Origin of the sequence: Streptomyces sp. Alt3 (genome assembly GCF_030719215.1) — a bacterium.
GTDB classification, from domain to species: Bacteria; Actinomycetota; Actinomycetes; order Streptomycetales; family Streptomycetaceae; genus Streptomyces; species Streptomyces glycanivorans.
Map to the genome: position 1 here is coordinate 7,031,925 of NZ_CP120983.1, position 15,506 is coordinate 7,047,430.

The 15,506-nt window shown below is 70.3% G+C and carries 13 protein-coding genes; 11 read left to right on the plus strand and 2 right to left on the minus strand.

What is annotated here, in order from left to right; all coding sequences use genetic code 11:
- Nucleotides 1–108 precede the first annotated feature (108 nt).
- The 4 genes from P8A20_RS31180 to P8A20_RS31195 all read left to right on the plus strand — a co-directional run bounded on the left by P8A20_RS31180 (nt 109) and on the right by P8A20_RS31195 (nt 4,571).
- The gene (locus P8A20_RS31180; RefSeq protein WP_147962353.1) at nt 109–795 is read left to right on the plus strand and encodes an MBL fold metallo-hydrolase; all 687 of its coding nucleotides are present in this window, start codon (nt 109–111) and stop codon (nt 793–795) included.
- Nucleotides 796–810: 15 nt separating this feature from the next.
- Entirely contained in the window at nt 811–2,073 is a 1,263-nt protein-coding gene (gene hisS / locus P8A20_RS31185) for a histidine--tRNA ligase (RefSeq protein ID WP_147962354.1), read from the plus strand.
- Nucleotides 2,074–2,517: 444 nt separating this feature from the next.
- Nucleotides 2,518–3,153, plus strand: a complete 636-nt coding sequence (locus P8A20_RS31190) for a vitamin K epoxide reductase family protein (RefSeq protein ID WP_147962355.1) — start codon at nt 2,518–2,520, stop codon at nt 3,151–3,153.
- A gap of 44 nt (nt 3,154–3,197) precedes the next feature.
- Nucleotides 3,198–4,571: a replication-associated recombination protein A gene (locus P8A20_RS31195; RefSeq protein ID WP_147962356.1), complete on the plus strand. Its 1,374-nt coding sequence runs from the start codon at nt 3,198–3,200 to the stop codon at nt 4,569–4,571.
- A gap of 10 nt (nt 4,572–4,581) precedes the next feature.
- Here P8A20_RS31195 and P8A20_RS31200 read toward each other — a convergent pair whose 3' ends face one another.
- A complete protein-coding gene (locus tag P8A20_RS31200; RefSeq protein ID WP_147962357.1) occupies nt 4,582–5,283 on the minus strand; it encodes a DUF2470 domain-containing protein in 702 nt (233 codons plus the stop codon).
- Nucleotides 5,284–5,471: 188 nt separating this feature from the next.
- Here P8A20_RS31200 and rpsD point away from each other — a divergent pair, with 188 nt between their 5' ends.
- Entirely contained in the window at nt 5,472–6,086 is a 615-nt protein-coding gene (rpsD, locus tag P8A20_RS31205) for a 30S ribosomal protein S4 (RefSeq protein WP_014157362.1), read from the plus strand.
- Between the two features lie 14 nt (nt 6,087–6,100).
- Here the strand turns inward: rpsD and P8A20_RS31210 are convergent, their stop codons facing one another.
- Entirely contained in the window at nt 6,101–8,353 is a 2,253-nt protein-coding gene (locus P8A20_RS31210; protein ID WP_306104684.1) for an ATP-binding protein, read from the minus strand.
- Between the two features lie 241 nt (nt 8,354–8,594).
- Between P8A20_RS31210 and P8A20_RS31215 the strand changes: the two genes are divergently transcribed.
- The 6 genes from P8A20_RS31215 to P8A20_RS31240 all read left to right on the plus strand — a co-directional run bounded on the left by P8A20_RS31215 (nt 8,595) and on the right by P8A20_RS31240 (nt 15,261).
- On the plus strand, nt 8,595–9,044 hold the full coding sequence (locus P8A20_RS31215; protein WP_147962359.1) for a DUF948 domain-containing protein: 450 nt from the start codon (nt 8,595–8,597) through the stop codon (nt 9,042–9,044).
- A 7-nt stretch (nt 9,045–9,051) separates the two neighbouring features.
- Nucleotides 9,052–9,348: a DUF6167 family protein gene (locus tag P8A20_RS31220; RefSeq protein WP_147962360.1), complete on the plus strand. Its 297-nt coding sequence runs from the start codon at nt 9,052–9,054 to the stop codon at nt 9,346–9,348.
- Nucleotides 9,348–12,017: an alanine--tRNA ligase gene (gene alaS, locus P8A20_RS31225; protein WP_147962361.1), complete on the plus strand. Its 2,670-nt coding sequence runs from the start codon at nt 9,348–9,350 to the stop codon at nt 12,015–12,017. The genes P8A20_RS31220 and alaS overlap by 1 nt, the downstream gene beginning before the upstream one ends.
- Nucleotides 12,014–12,499, plus strand: coding sequence for a Holliday junction resolvase RuvX (gene ruvX / locus P8A20_RS31230; RefSeq protein WP_147962362.1), 486 nt, complete (start codon nt 12,014–12,016; stop codon nt 12,497–12,499). Before alaS ends, ruvX begins: the two co-directional genes overlap by 4 nt.
- A 100-nt stretch (nt 12,500–12,599) precedes the next feature.
- The gene (mltG, locus tag P8A20_RS31235) at nt 12,600–14,438 is read left to right on the plus strand and encodes an endolytic transglycosylase MltG (protein WP_306104685.1); all 1,839 of its coding nucleotides are present in this window, start codon (nt 12,600–12,602) and stop codon (nt 14,436–14,438) included.
- Nucleotides 14,425–15,261 carry a shikimate dehydrogenase gene (locus tag P8A20_RS31240; RefSeq protein WP_147962364.1) on the plus strand — a complete coding sequence of 279 codons (837 nt, stop codon included), beginning with the start codon at nt 14,425–14,427 and terminating at the stop codon, nt 15,259–15,261. Before mltG ends, P8A20_RS31240 begins: the two co-directional genes overlap by 14 nt.
- Nucleotides 15,262–15,506: the final 245 nt, after the last annotated feature.

Consider the following 15,506-nt stretch of genomic DNA (forward strand, 5'->3'; position numbering starts at 1 on the left):
CCCGTACGGTATATGGGTTAGCTGTGGAATGAGGAGCGCCGGTAGTCTCTGGTCTGCCGCATTCCCCTCCGCGGCCCTCCTCGTCGGACGAAAAACCTAAGGACGATCGTGCTCATTGCCGGGTTCCCCGCCGGGGCCTGGGGGACCAACTGCTACCTGGTCGCCCCCGCCGCAGGCGAGGAGTGCGTGATCATCGACCCGGGCCACCAGGCCGCCCAGGGCGTCGAGGAAACGCTGAAGAAGCATCGGCTCAAGCCCGTCGCCGTCGTCCTCACCCACGGCCACATCGACCACGTCGCCTCGGTGGTTCCCGTGTGCGGGGCCCACGACGTCCCCGCCTGGATCCACCCCGAGGACCGCTACATGATGAGCGACCCCGAGAAGGCGCTGGGACGCTCCATCGGGATGCCGCTGATGGGCGAGCTGACCGTCGGCGAGCCGGACGACGTGAAAGAACTGTCCGACGGCGCGGCACTCAAGCTCGCGGGCATGGAGTTCGGCGTCGCGCACGCACCCGGCCATACCAAGGGGTCGGTGACGTTCCGGATGCCCGAGGTCGCGGACGTACCGCAGATCCTCTTCTCGGGCGACCTGCTCTTCGCCGGCTCCGTCGGACGCACCGACCTGCCGGGCGGCGACCACGCCGAGCTGATCGAGTCCCTGGCCCGCGTGTGCCTGCCGCTCGACGACTCGACCGTGGTGCTGTCCGGCCACGGCCCCCAGACGACCATCGGCCGCGAGCGCGCCTCCAATCCGTACATGCACGGACTGGACGCGCCCCGCCGAGGAATGTGACGAGAGAAAAAACCTGTGAGCACCTTCCAGGCCCCCAAGGGCACGTACGACCTGACGCCGCCCCGCTCCGCGAAGTTCCTCGCGGTGCGCGAGGCGATCTCCTCGCCCCTGAAGAACTCCGGCTACGGGTACATCGAGACCCCCGGCTTCGAGGACGTCGCCCTGTTCGCCCGGGGCGTCGGCGAGTCCACCGACATCGTGTCCAAGGAGATGTACGCCTTCGAGACCAAGGGCGGTGACAAGCTCGCGCTGCGCCCCGAAGGCACCGCGTCCGTGCTGCGCGCCGCGCTGGAGGCCAACCTCCACAAGGCCGGCAACCTCCCCGTCAAGCTCTGGTACTCGGGTTCGTACTACCGCTACGAGCGCCCGCAGGCGGGCCGCTACCGCCACTTCTCGCAGGTGGGCGCCGAGGCCATCGGCACGGAGGACCCCGCACTCGACGCCGAGCTGATCATCCTCGCGGACCAGGCGTACCGCTCGCTCGGCCTCACACAGTTCCGCATCCTGCTGAACTCCCTGGGCGACAAGGAGTGCCGGCCCGTCTACCGCGAGGCGCTCCAGACGTTCCTGCGGGACCTCGACCTCGACGAGGAGACCCGCCGGCGCATCGAGATCAACCCGCTGCGGGTCCTCGACGACAAGCGGACCGACGTCCAGAAGCAGCTGACCGGCGCCCCGATGCTGCGCGACTTCCTCTGCGACGCCTGCAAGGCGTACCACGAGGAGGTCCGCGACCTGCTGACGGCGGCGGGGGTCGCGTTCGAGGACGACGAGAAGCTGGTCCGCGGCCTCGACTACTACACCCGTACGACCTTCGAGTTCGTCCACGACGGTCTGGGCTCCCAGTCCGCGGTGGGCGGCGGCGGGCGCTACGACGGTCTGTCCGAGATGATCGGCGGCCCCGCGCTGCCGTCCGTCGGCTGGGCCCTCGGCGTGGACCGCACGGTGCTCGCGCTGGAGGCGGAGGGCGTCGAGCTCGACATCCCCGCCTCGACCAGCGTCTACGCGGTGCCGCTCGGTGAGGAGGCACGGCGCGTGCTCTTCGGCCTCGTCACCGAACTGCGCAAGGCCGGCGTCGCGACGGACTTCGCGTTCGGCGGCCGCGGCCTCAAGGGCGCCATGAAGAGTGCGAACCGCTCCGGCGCCCGCTACACGGTCGTGGCCGGGGAGCGGGACCTCGCCGAGGGCAACGTCCAGCTCAAGGACATGGAGTCCGGCGAGCAGGAAGCGGTGGCGGTCGGCGACCTGGTGACCGTCATCCAGGCGAAGCTCGCCTGAGCCGACGATCCGTCCCCCTGTGCCCGCCCGGTCCGTCCGGGCGGGCACAGGCGCGTCCGGGGCCGTCCGTGCGGACCGGGAGCGGCTGCGTCAATCCGGTGCGCGCGAATTCATCCTGTGAGGTGGCCTCGATCGGGGAACACCTCCGGCTGTCCGAGACGGCGGGACCGCCCACGAGCGTCCCCGCCACTCACCCGGGCCCCACGGGCCCCTCCGGTGGACGGGAGCCGCAGGTCGGGGCCCCCGCGGTGCGCCCGGGCGGACATGACACCCACCGGGTCCGCGCGGGCCGGCCGTGCGACGGGGCCGGTGACGCGGATCCGCCCGAGCACCGGACCGGAGGCCCCCTCGGGGAACGCCTTTATGCGCATCGAACGGATGGCCGTGCCGCCGGTGCGGCACAATGACGAAGCCCGGCCGGCTACTCAGTGATGGAACGGCGATATGACGATGGCAGCGGTAGACCACCCCTCCTCACAGCAGGAAGAGGACGACGGCGCGAAGACCTTCGGCGGCAGTCGCGCGCTCGCACTGCTGCTGGTGATCACGGGAGCGGCCGGGCTGCTCGCCGCCTGGGTGATCACGATCGACAAGTTCAAGCTGCTCGAGGACCCGAGCTTCACCCCGGGCTGCAGCCTGAACCCGGTGGTCGCGTGCGGCAACATCATGAAGAGCGAGCAGGCGTCCGCCTTCGGCTTCCCCAACCCGATGCTCGGCATCGCCACCTACTCGGTGGTCATCGGCATCGGCATGGCACTCCTCGCCGGTGCCCGCTTCCGTGCCTGGTACTGGCTGGGCCTCAACGCGGGCACGCTGTTCGGCGTCGGGTTCTGCACCTGGCTGCAGTACCAGTCGCTGTACAACATCAATTCGCTGTGCCTGTGGTGCTGCCTGGCCTGGGTCGCCACGATCTTCATGTTCTGCTACGTCACCACGCACAACATCAAGCACGGCATCCTGCCCGCCCCCGCCTGGCTGCGGAACACGCTCACCGAGTTCCACTGGGTGCCGCCGGTGCTCTGGATCGGGATCATCGGCATGCTGATCCTGACCCGCTGGTGGGACTTCTGGACCAGCTGACGCGCAGGGCGGTCCTGTCAGTGGGGTGACATAGGCTTCCTTGCGTGGAGCCCGACCTCTTTACCGCAGCAGCAGAAGACCGCCAGGAGAAGGACCCGTCCAGCAGCCCCCTCGCTGTCCGGATGCGCCCTCGCACACTGGACGAGGTCGTCGGCCAGCAGCATCTGCTCAAGCCGGGCTCGCCGCTGCGTCGGCTCGTCGGCGAGGGCGGCGGAGGCCCCGCCGGACCGTCGTCGGTGATCCTCTGGGGCCCGCCCGGCACCGGGAAGACGACCCTCGCGTACGTGGTCAGCAAGGCCACCAACAAGCGCTTCGTCGAGCTCTCCGCGATCACCGCCGGCGTCAAGGAGGTCCGGGCGGTCATCGAGGGCGCGCGGCGCGCCACCGGCGGCTTCGGCAAGGAGACCGTCCTCTTCCTCGACGAGATCCACCGCTTCTCCAAGGCCCAGCAGGACTCGCTGCTCCCCGCCGTGGAGAACCGCTGGGTCACGCTCATCGCGGCCACCACGGAGAATCCGTACTTCTCGATCATCTCCCCGCTGCTGTCGCGCTCCCTGCTCCTCACCCTGGAGCCCCTCGGCGACGACGACCTGCGCGCCCTGCTGCACCGGGCCGTCACCGACGAGCGAGGACTGGGCGGAGCGGTCGCACTCCCCGGGGACGCCGAGGCACACCTGCTGCGGATCGCCGGGGGAGACGCCCGGCGGGTGCTGACCGCGCTGGAGGCCGCCGCGGGAGCGGCACTCTCCAAGCACGAGGACGAGATCACGCTGGAGACGCTCGAGGAGACCGTCGACCGCGCCGCCGTGAAGTACGACCGTGACGGCGACCAGCACTACGACGTGGCGAGCGCCCTGATCAAGTCGATCCGCGGATCCGACGTGGACGCCGCACTGCACTACCTGGCCCGGATGATCGAGGCGGGGGAGGACCCGCGCTTCATCGCCCGGCGGCTGATGATCTCCGCCAGCGAGGACATCGGGCTCGCCGACCCGACGGCGCTGCCCACGGCGGTGGCGGCGGCCCAGGCGGTCGCCATGATCGGTTTCCCCGAGGCGGCGCTCACCCTCAGCCATGCCACGATCGCGCTGGCGCTCGCCCCCAAGTCGAACGCGGCGACACTGGCGATCTCCGCCGCGCAGGACGACGTGCGCCGAGGACTCGCGGGCCCGGTCCCGGCCCATCTGCGCGACGGTCACTACAAGGGCGCCGCCAAGCTCGGCCACGCCCAGGGCTATGTCTACCCGCACGACGTCCCGGGCGGGATCGCCGCCCAGGAGTACGCCCCGGACGCCGTCCGCGGCAGGCGCTACTACGAACCCACGCGCTACGGCGCGGAAGCGCGCTACGCCGACGTGGCGGAGCGGGTCCGTGAGCGGCTCGGCCGCGGTGAGCAGAGCGGTCCCGAGTCCTCGTGACAGCGGCCGCTCAGCAGGCCGCCGCCTCGAAGAGGACGTGCATCGCCCGGCGCAGCTCGCTGATGTCCCGTACGGGATCGGGAAATTCGAACCGGGCGTCGAAGCAGGCGTCTCCGTCCTCGACGAACCGGACCCGGAGACCGAACCGGTCGACCGCGACCGGGACGGCGTCGAGCCGGTGCTCGGCGCAGCCGCACTCGCCCCGGTCGCCCAGCAACGCGGACAAGGTGGCCATCTGCTCGCTGTGGGCGGCGTGCAGATGCTGGAGCAGTTCGGCCTCGTGATCGACCAGCGGGTCGGCGACGGCGTCCCGGAAGTGCTCCGGCTCCACCTCCTCGAAGCCCCACAGATCGTCGACCGACGCCTCCCCGGTCTCCAGCCGGAGCATCATCCGGCCGGGCTGCGCGAGCCCCGGCACGGCGGTGAGCCAGCCGGCGACCCTGGCGCGTCCGCGGATGCGGTGGGGGACGGAGACCGGAGCGACGTCGGTGATCTCCAGCACAGCGGTGAGCTCGTCGCCCTGGGCGTGCGTCGCGGCCCGTACGACCGGGGAATCGGCGGGGAACCCCAGGAACAGATCCCCCTCGGGGCCGATGCTCCTGCTGTCGGGCATCAGCTGGTCCGGATGGATGACCGACAGCCCCGGTACGAGCAGCACCGCGGAGCAGGTACTCTGTACGAGAGTTCGTGTGCGCTCGGCTGCTGACGGCATCCGAGTGTTTTCAAGCCCGCTGGGACGCGGCTGACCACGATCAGATCGGCCTTCCGTCGTAGCAGCACCTTTTGGTGTGCTGCCGCTGTCTGTGCTGTCCGTGACGTGTGTGGTGTTCCCAGGGCGAGACATGCGATCTCCTTGAGTAAGGTAAGCCTAACCTAACCTACAACGGAGGTCTGGAGAACGTGCCTAACCAGTCGCGTCCCAAGGTCAAGAAGTCGCGTGCCCTCGGCATCGCCCTGACGCCGAAGGCTGTCAAGTACTTCGAAGCCCGCCCCTACCCGCCGGGCGAGCACGGCCGTGGCCGCAAGCAGAACTCGGACTACAAGGTCCGTCTGCTCGAGAAGCAGCGTCTGCGTGCGCAGTACGACATCAGCGAGCGCCAGATGGCGCGCGCCTACGACCGCGCCCGTAAGGCCGAGGGCAAGACGGGCGAGGCGCTGGTCGTCGAGCTCGAGCGCCGCCTCGACGCCCTGGTCCTGCGTTCGGGCATCGCCCGCACCATCTACCAGGCCCGTCAGATGGTCGTCCACGGCCACATCGAGGTCAACGGTGGCAAGGTCGACAAGCCGTCCTTCCGCGTGCGCCCCGACGACGTCGTGCAGGTCCGCGAGCGCAGCCGCTCCAAGGTCCCCTTCCAGGTGGCCCGTGAGGGTGGTTACGACACCGACGGTGAGACCCCGCGCTACCTCCAGGTGAACCTGAAGGCCCTGGCCTTCCGCCTGGACCGTGACCCGAACCGCAAGGAAATTCCGGTCATCTGCGACGAGCAGCTCGTCGTCGAGTACTACGCCCGCTGACGCAGGCGTAGCTCTCAACCGAGCTCGGGCCCGCCCCTCCCTGATGTACGGGAGGCGGCGGGCCTTCGCGTATCCCCGGCCGTCCCGGCCCCGTCGGGTGACCCGGTTCCGGCCGCACCCGCACCGGGCGCCGCCCCCGGGGCCGTGCCGTCACCGCCCGCAGGTGCCGACCCGTCGTCCGCCCCGGCCCGGAGTGCCCGTGCCACCGCGGCCCGCACGTCCAGCAGGCGGCCCGAGTGCCGCTCCACGTCGTACCGGGCGTCGCCGAGCTGCGCTCTCGCCCGCTCCTCGCACTCCGCCCGCGGTCTGCCGTAGTGGACGGAGCCGAACAGCGGCAGACCCACCGAGGGCCAGATCCGGTCGGCGGCTCCCTGCAGCACCGCGGCCTCGGCGGCGTCGCCCTCCGTCGCGGTGACGAGGGCCAGCAGCTCCAGGGAGAGGACCGTGCCCAACAGGTCGTCAAAGGCGTGGGAGATGGACAGTGACTCCGCGAGCATCCGGCGTGCCCGTCCGCTCGGCCCGGACCGCAGGGCCGCGTAACCCAGGACGTACAGCGCGTAGGCCAGGGTCCACCGCTCACCGTGGTCCTCGCAGATCTCACGGACCTCGTCGCAGATCGCCGTGGCCGCTTCCAGGTCGCCGCGGAAGGCCACCGCCATGCCCAGCTCGACCTGCGCCATCAGCACGTTGCTGTTCAGCTCGCCGATCTCCCGGTAGCGCCCCAGCGCCTCGCGCAGCAGGTCCTCGGCCCGGGCCGGGTCGTCCGCGACGATCGAGAGGCAGCCCGTGCGGTGGACGGCGTAGGCCACGGCGGTGGCGTCCCCCGAGCGTTCCCCCTCCTCGCGGCACTCCTGCAGGGCCGACACCGCTCCCACCGGGTCCCCCTGAAGCACCGCGACGTACCCCAGTACCCACAGGGCCTTCAGTCGCGAGTGGTCGTAGGGGGACTCCTCCTCCAGGACGTGGTCCAGCCAGTGGCGGCCCTCTGCGAGGCGCCCGCAGCCCGCCCAGTAGAACCACAGCGTGCCTGCCAGGTACTGCGCGAGATGGACCTCGTCCGGGCTCTCCATCGAGCACTCCATCGCGCGGCGGAGATTGGGTAGTTCGCTGTCGATCCGCGCCGCGGCCTCCGCCTGTCTGGGGCTGAACCAGTCGAGTTCGCACCACGTTGCCAGGCCCAGGTACCAGTCCCGGTGTCTGCGGCGCAGCCGACCGGCGTCCCCGGTCGCCCGCAGCCACTCGGCGCCGTACTCCCGCACGGTGTCCAGCAGCCGGTAGCGGCTGCCGACGGCCGAGTCCTCGCGCAGCACCACGGACTGCGCCAGCAGTTCGTCCAGCACGTCGAGCACCGAGTCGGCGGGCAGATCCGGGCCGCTGCAGATGTACTCGACGGCCTCCAGGTCGAACTGCCCGGCGAACACCGAGAGCCGCGCCCACAGCAGCCGCTGCTCTGGAGCGCACAGCTCGTGGCTCCAGCCGATGGCCGTGCGCAGTGTCTGATGCCGGGGGAGCGCGCAGGGACTGCCCCCGGTCAGGAGCCGGAAGCGGTCGTCGAGACGGTGCAGCACCTGCTCCGTCGTCAGGGCCCGCAGCCGCCCGGCGGCGAGTTCCAGGGCCAGCGGGATGCCGTCGAGCCGGCGGCAGAGCTCCAGGGCGGTCTCCCGGTCCCCGCCCGGCAGCCGGAAGTCCGGGCGCACCGCGCAGGCGCGCCGGACGAAGAGTTCCAGGGCGTCGTCGTCCGTCATCGGCAGCAGCGGGAAGGTCACTTCGCCCTCCACCCGCAGGGGCCTGCGCCCGGCCGCGAGCACCCGGAGTCCGGGTGCCCGGCGCAGCAGCTCCCGTACGAGTTCGGCGCACGGGCCGGCGAGATGCTCGAAACCGTCGATGACGAGCATGAGCCGGCGTTCCGCGCAGTGCTCGGCCAGTACCGCGCGAGGTGACCTGCTGGTGTGGTCGGTGAGCCCCAGGGCGTCGACCAGCGTGTGCACGAGAAGCTCCGGGTCATGGACGTCGGAGAGCTCGGCGATCCACACGCCGTCGCAGTACCGTTTCTCCATCAGAGCGGCGACCCGGGCGGTGATACGGGTCTTGCCCACACCGGCGACCCCCACGACGGTGACGAGCCTGGACTCGCCCAGGAGCGATTCCAGTTCGGCCAGTTCGGCCTCGCGTCCCACGAAGGTGCTCAGCTCCGCCGGGAGATTTCCGCGTACGGGAGTGGGCTCCGTGCCGTCGGGCGTGGGGGAGGGGCGCTGAGGGTGTCGCATGAAACACGCAGAGTACTGGCACATAAGCTCTCCGTACAATCTCCACGCCTCCCGGCGCCGGTGGCGCCCGCCCGTAATGCGGTACGGCGTGCGACGCCCGGCGCGATAGGCTCGGGGGGACGACGATCGGCAGAGGTGGCAGGACGCGCCGGCCGAACGGTGACAGGCAGACACCGGCGGGGAGAGGTCCCCGCCGATGCGGGCGACGAGCAGAGAGCGGTGCACTGTGTCCGGTGGAGAGGTGGCCGGCATCCTGGTGGCTGTCTTCTGGGCGATCCTGGTTTCCTTCCTCGCCGTGGTACTGGTGAGGCTGGCCCAGACGCTCAGGGCGACCACCGCGCTGGTGGCGGACGTGACGGAGCAGGCTGTCCCGCTGCTCGCCGACGCCTCCGCCACGCTGCGTTCCGCACGGACCCAGCTGGACAAGGTCGACGCCATCGCGAGCGACGTCCAGGAGGTCACCTCCAACGCCTCCGCGCTCTCCACGACCGTCGCCTCGACCTTCGGCGGCCCGCTCGTGAAGGTCGCGGCCTTCGGCTACGGCGTGCGGCAGGCGATCGGCCGCCGCACCGCGGCGGAGCCGGAGCCCGACCGCCGCACCGCCCGCCGCGCCGTGATCGTCGGCCGAACCGTGCCGTCCGCCCGCGACAGGAAGCGGAACGGCCGAAGCTCCCGCGGACAGAAGGACTGACCCAGCGATGTTCCGCCGTACGTTCTGGTTCACCGCCGGCGCAGCCGCCGGCGTCTGGGCCACCACCAAGGTCAACCGCAAGATCCGGCAGCTGACCCCCGAGAGCCTCGCGGCGCAGGCCGCGGACAAGGCCATCGAAGCGGGTCACAAGCTGAAGGACTTCGCCCTCGACGTGCGTGAGGGCATGGTCAGGCGCGAGGCCGAACTGGGCGGGGCCCTCGGTATCGAGGCCCCGGCCGACCCCGAACTCGTCGCCCACCGCGCACTTCCCTACAACCCGAACAACCGGAATGAGGACCACTAATGGAGTCGGCTGAAATTCGCCGCCGCTGGCTGAGCTTCTTCGAGGAGCGCGGTCACACCGTCGTGCCTTCGGCGTCGCTCATCGCGGACGACCCGACTCTGCTGCTGGTCCCCGCGGGCATGGTCCCCTTCAAGCCGTACTTCCTCGGCGAGGTCAAGCCGCCCGCCCCGCGCGTCACCAGCGTGCAGAAGTGCGTCCGCACGCCGGACATCGAAGAGGTCGGCAAGACCACCCGGCACGGCACGTTCTTCCAGATGTGCGGCAACTTCTCCTTCGGCGACTACTTCAAGGAAGGCGCCATCGAGTTCGCCTGGGCGGCGCTCACGAACTCCGTGGAGGAGGGCGGCTTCGGCCTCGACCCCGAGCGTCTGTGGATCACGGTCTACCTGGACGACGACGAGGCCGAGCAGATCTGGCGCGAGAAGATCGGCGTCCCCGCCGAGCGCATCCAGCGCCTGGGCAAGAAGGACAACTTCTGGTCCATGGGCGTCCCCGGCCCCTGCGGCCCGTGCTCCGAGATCAACTACGACCGCGGCCCCGAGTTCGGCGTCGAGGGCGGCCCGGCCGTCAACGACGAGCGTTACGTGGAGATCTGGAACCTGGTCTTCATGCAGTACGAGCGGGGCGCCGGTGACGGCAAGGAGGACTTCCCGATCCTCGGCGACCTGCCGTCGCAGAACATCGACACGGGGCTCGGCCTCGAGCGGCTCGCCATGATCCTGCAGGGCGTGCAGAACATGTACGAGACCGACACCCTGCGCGTCGTCATGGACAAGGCCACCGAGCTCACCGGCGTGCGCTACGGCGCCGACCAGGGCTCCGACGTCTCGCTCCGCGTCGTCGCCGACCACGTGCGCACCTCCGTGATGCTCATCGGCGACGGCGTCACCCCCGGCAACGAGGGCCGCGGGTACGTCCTGCGCCGCATCATGCGCCGCGCCATCCGCAACATGCGGCTGATGGGCGCCACCGGTCCGGTCGTCCGTGAGCTCGTCGACGTCGTCGTCGAAACCATGGGGCAGCAGTACCCGGAGCTGATCACCGACCGCAAGCGCATCGAGACCGTCGCCCTCGCGGAGGAGGCCGCCTTCCTCAAGGCCCTCAAGGGCGGCACGAACATCCTCGACACCGCCGTGACCGAGACCAAGGCCGCCGGCGGCAAGGTCCTGGCCGGCGACAAGGCGTTCCTGCTCCACGACACCTGGGGCTTCCCGATCGACCTCACGCTGGAGATGGCCGCCGAACAGGGCCTCTCGGTCGACGAGGACGGCTTCCGCCGCCTGATGAAGGAGCAGCGGGACCGCGCCAAGGCCGACGCCAGGGCCAAGAAGACCGGTCACGCCGACCTGTCCGCCTACCGTGAGGTCGCCGACAACTCGGGCGTCACGGAGTTCACCGGCTACACCTCCACCGAGGGCGAGTCGAAGATCGTCGGGCTCCTCGTCGACGGCGTCTCCTCGCCCGCCGCCTCCGAGGGCGACGAGGTCGAGGTCGTCCTCGACCGCACCCCGTTCTACGCCGAGGGCGGCGGACAGCTCGCCGACCAGGGCCGGATCAGGCTCGACAGCGGCGCCGTCATCCAGGTCCGCGACGTACAGCAGCCGGTCCCGGGGGTCTCGGTCCACAAGGGTTCGGTCCAGGTCGGAGAGGTGACGGTCGGCGCCACCGCCTACGCCGCCATCGACAACACCCGCCGCCGCGCCATCGCCCGCGCCCACAGCGCCACGCACCTCACCCACCAGGCGCTGCGCGACGCGCTCGGCCCGACCGCCGCCCAGGCCGGTTCGGAGAACTCGCCCGGCCGCTTCCGCTTCGACTTCGGCTCGCCCGCCGCCGTCCCCGGCACGGTCCTGACCGACGTCGAGCAGAAGATCAACGAGGTCCTCGCCCGGGAACTCGACGTCCAGGCCGAGGTCATGTCCATCGACGACGCCAAGAAGCAGGGCGCCATCGCCGAGTTCGGCGAGAAGTACGGCGAGCGGGTCCGCGTCGTCACCATCGGGGACTTCTCCAAGGAGCTGTGCGGCGGCACGCACGTCCGCAACACCTCCCAGCTCGGCCTGGTGAAGCTGCTCGGTGAGTCGTCGATCGGCTCCGGTGTCCGCCGCGTCGAGGCCCTCGTCGGTGTGGACGCGTACAACTTCCTCGCCAAGGAGCACACGGTCGTCGCCCAGCTCCAGGAACTGCTCAAGGGCCGTCCCGAGGAGCTCCCCGAGAAGATCTCCGGCATGCTCGGCAAGCTCAAGGACGCCGAGAAGGAGATCGAGAAGTTCCGCGCGGAGAAGGTCCTGGCTGCCGCCGCCGGACTCGTGGAGACGGCCAGGGACGTGCGCGGTGTCGCCCTCGTCACCGGGCAGGTGCCGGACGGCACCACGGCCGACGACCTGCGCAAGCTGGTCCTGGACGTGCGCGGGCGCATCCAGGGCGGCCGCCCGGCCGTCGTGGCCCTGTTCACCACCGCCAACGGGCGTCCGCTGACGGTCATCGCCACCAACGAGGCGGCCCGCGAGCGCGGCCTCAAGGCCGGTGACCTGGTGCGCACCGCCGCCAAGACCCTCGGTGGCGGTGGCGGCGGCAAGCCGGACGTCGCCCAGGGCGGCGGCCAGAACCCGGACGCCGTCGGCGACGCCATGGCGGCCGTCGAACGCCTCGTCACCGAGACGGCGTGACGCCCGGCATGTCGCAGATGCGCCGTGGACGCCGACTCGCCGTCGACGTCGGTGACGCCCGTATCGGGGTCGCCTCGTGCGACCCCGACGGGATCCTCGCCACGCCGGTGGAGACCGTGCCGGGACGTGACGTCCCGGCCGCCCACCGGCGGCTCGGGCAGATCGTCGAGGAGTACGAGCCGATCGAGGTCATCGTCGGCCTGCCCCGTTCGCTGGGCGGCGGCGAGGGCCCGGCGGCGGCGAAGGTCCGCGCCTTCGCCCAGGTGCTGGCCCGCGCCGTCGCGCCGATCCCGGTGCGCCTCCTGGACGAGAGGATGACCACAGTGACGGCCACTCAGGGGCTGCGCGCTTCGGGCGTGAAGTCCAAGAAGGGCCGGTCTGTCATCGACCAGGCTGCCGCTGTGGTGATCCTCCAGAACGCTCTGGAGTCCGAACGGGCGTCAGGCACCGCTCCGGGCGAGGGCGTCGAAGTGGTTGTCTGATCGCGATACGGTAACGTTCCGCGCGATGCGCCGGTGTTCGAACAGGCACCGCACAGCAAAGCGAAGAGACGGAGCGTCGTCTCGCGGCTCAAGGGGATCGATGACTGAGTATGGCCGGGGCCCCGGCTCCGAACCGTGGCATCCCGAGGACCCCTTGTACGGGGACCAGGGATGGGGCCACCAGGCCGCCCACGGCCAGGGCCAGTACGAAGGCCAGCAGTCCGACCAGGGCCAGTACGACGGCCGGCAGCAGCACTACGCACAGGACCCGTACGCCCAGCAGGGCTACCAGCAGGACCCCTACGCACAGCAGCAGCCGCAGCAGGACGCGTACCAGCAGGACCCTTACCAGCAGCAGCAGCAGCAGCAGGACCCGTACCAGCAGCAGGACCCGTACGCACAGCAGCACCAGCAGGACCCGTACGCGCAGCCGCAGCAGCACCAGCAGTACGGGTCCCCGCAGGATCCTTACGCCCAGCCCCAGCCCCAGCAGCCGCAGTACGACGGCGGCTGGGACACGGGTCAGCAGGCGACGATGCCGTACGTGGCCCAGCAGCAGCCCCCGTACGGCAACACCCCCGGCGGCTACGGCGACCAGGGTGACCACTACGGAACCCCTGAGGCCTATCCGCCGCCGCAGCCTCCGGGGCGCCGCGAGGAGCCCGCGCAGCAGAAGAGCCCGGACTGGGATCCGGAGGTGCCGCAGGAGGAGACGCATCCTTTCTTCACCGGTGCCGACGAGCCGGCCGACGGCCGTGACTCCCGCTCCCGCTCCCGGGACGACGCCGAGCACGACGAGGACGACCACGACGACGACCCGCGCGAATCCCGCAGGGGTGGCGGTGAACGTCGCGGCAAGGGCAAGAAGAAGAGCCGCAACGGCTGCGCCTGCCTTGGCGTGGCGGCGGTCCTCGTCGGCGGACTCGGCGGAGTGGCCTATGTCGGCTACTCGTACTACCAGAACCAGTTCGGTGCGGCGCCCGACTACGAGGGCAGCGGTACGGGATCGGTCGACATCGAGATCCCCGACGGCGCTTACGGGAACGAGATCGCGAGCATTCTCAAGAAGGCCGGTGTCGTCAAATCCGTCGACGCCTTCATTTCCGCGCAGAACGGGAAGTTCAAGGGGAAATCCGTTCAGGCGGGCAGCTACATCCTCAAGAAGGAGATGTCTGCCGAGAGTGCTTTCGAGTTGTTGCTCGACCCGAAGAGCCAGAACGGGCTGATGGTGACCCCGGGTACGCGTAATGCCAAAGTCTACGAGCTGATCGACGAGAAACTGGACCTCAAGGCCGGCACGACGGCGGAGGTCGCCAAAACGAATGCGGGCAGCCTGGGCCTGCCCTCGTGGGCCGACAACGACCCGCTGATAAAGGATCCGCTGGAGGGCTTCCTCTACCCTGCCACCTATCCGGTCTCCAAGGGGACGAAGCCCGAAGCAGTACTGAAGAAAATGGTCGGCCGGGCCACGGTCGAGTACGACAAGCTCGACCTCGAAGAGACAGCCGCGAAGCACGATCTCGACGGTCCCTGGCAGGTGCTCACCGTCGCGAGCCTCGTCCAGGCGGAGGGCAAGACGCACGACGACTTCCGGAAGATGAGCGAAGTCATCTACAACCGCCTCAAGCCCAGCAATACCGAGACGAATCAGCTGCTTCAGTTCGACTCGACGTTCAATTACCTCAAGAAGCAGAGCAAGATCAACATCAGTGTGTCCGAGATCCACAAGAACAAGGATCCGTACAACACATACACCCAGCGAGGCCTCACGCCCGGTCCCATCGGCAACCCGGGCGCCGATGCCCTCGCCGCCGCGAAGAACCCGACTGCGGACGGCTGGATCTACTTCGTCGCCACCGACGGGCAGCACAAGACCGAGTTCGCCAAGAACTACGAAGAATTCTTGAAGCTCAAGGAAAAGTTCGATGCGCTCGAATGAGGCCCACCGGGCCGCCGTCCTCGGCTCGCCCATCGCCCACTCCCTCTCCCCGGTCCTGCACCGGGCCGCCTACGCGGAGCTCGGCCTCGACCACTGGTCGTACGACCGCTTCGAGGTGGACGAGGCAGGGCTCCCCGGGTTCATGGAGGGGCTGGACTCCTCCTGGGCCGGGCTCTCCCTGACCATGCCGCTGAAGCGGGCGATCATCCCGCTGCTGGACGGGACCAGCGACACGGCCGCGTCGGTCGAGGCCGTCAACACGGTGGTCCTCACCGAGGACGGCCGACGGCTCGGCGACAACACGGACATCCCCGGAATGGTCGCCGCCCTGCGCGAACGCGGGGTCGAGAAGGTCGAGACGGCGGCTGTCCTGGGCGCAGGAGCGACGGCGTCCTCGGCGCTGGCCGCTCTCGCCGAGATCTGCACCGGGCCGGTCACGGCCTACGTGCGCAGCGAGGCGCGGGCCGACGAGATGCGCGGCTGGGGCGAGCGCCTCGGCGTCGACGTCAGGATCGCGGACTGGGCCGAGGCCGATGAGGCCCTTCGCGCGCCCCTGGTGATCGCCACCACCCCGGCCGGCACCACGGACGCCCTTGCCGGCGCCGTCCCCTCGGCGCCCGGCACGCTCTTCGACGTCCTGTACGACCCCTGGCCGACCGCGCTGGCCTCGCGCTGGGCGGGGACCGGAGCGAGTGTCGTGGGAGGCCTCGACCTCCTGGTGCACCAGGCCGTCCTGCAGGTCGAGCAGATGACCGGCCTGGACGCACCGCTCGCCGTCATGCGCGCGGCGGGCGAGGCGGCGCTCGCGGCACAGAGCCACTAGTTTCCGACAGTTGACCAGGAGACGGGCACCTCCAGCATCCGTGACCGGTGGCACACCAGCACCTACTCGAACCGCGGCTGACGGTCCGCACCGGCTCCCGGTCCCGTCTCCCGGCCTCGGGGGACGGGACCACGGCGTCCGTCTGCTGGACCGGCGGCGGGCCGGTCCTCCTGATCGTGGGAGGATCGGGGGCGGCGGGCCAGGGCCGCGCACCCGGTCGCGCCGTTGCAGTTACAGGCGCGAGC